This is a genomic window from Pseudomonas sp. PAGU 2196 (assembly GCF_022179005.1).
Lineage (GTDB): Bacteria > Pseudomonadota > Gammaproteobacteria > Pseudomonadales > Pseudomonadaceae > Aquipseudomonas > Aquipseudomonas kermanshahensis.
In genome coordinates, this window is the sequence record NZ_BNTL01000081.1 from 1 (window position 1) to 663 (window position 663).

The 663-nt window shown below is 52.0% G+C and carries 1 pseudogene; it reads left to right on the top strand.

The features are described 5' to 3' along the window. Positions 1-571: pseudogene (locus MFF34_RS28020) on the top strand (IS1-like element IS1A family transposase); the annotation flags it as partial. Positions 572-663 lie beyond the last annotated feature (92 nt).

The window sequence follows — 663 nt, forward strand, 5'->3', positions numbered from 1 at the left end:
TCACTTACACCGCTTCTCAATCCGGTACGCACCAGAAAATCATTGATATGGCCATGAATGGCGTTGGATGCCGGGCAACAGCCCGCATTATGGGCGTTGGCCTCAACACGATTTTACGTCACTTAAAAAACTCAGGCCGCAGTCGGTAACCTCGCGCATACAGCCGGGCAGTGACGTCATCGTCTGCGCGGAAATGGACGAACAGTGGGGCTACGTCGGTGCTAAATCACGTCAGCGCTGGCTGTTTTACGCGTATGACAGTCTCCGGAAGACGGTTGTTGCGCACGTATTCGGTGAACGCACTATGGCGACGCTGGGGCGTCTTATGAGCCTGCTGTCACCCTTTGACGTGGTGATATGGATGACGGATGGCTGGCCGCTGTATGAATCCCGCCTGAAGGGAAAGCTGCACGTAATCAGCAAGCGATATACGCAGCGAATTGAGCGGCATAACCTGAATCTGAGGCAGCACCTGGCACGGCTGGGACGGAAGTCGCTGTCGTTCTCAAAATCGGTGGAGCTGCATGACAAAGTCATCGGGCATTATCTGAACATAAAACACTATCAATAAGTTGGAGTCATTCCCCTCCTCTGTATACGAAATATTTAGAAACGCAATTTGCGCCTTTTCACTCCCGCAAGGGATTTTCAAACAGTGGCATA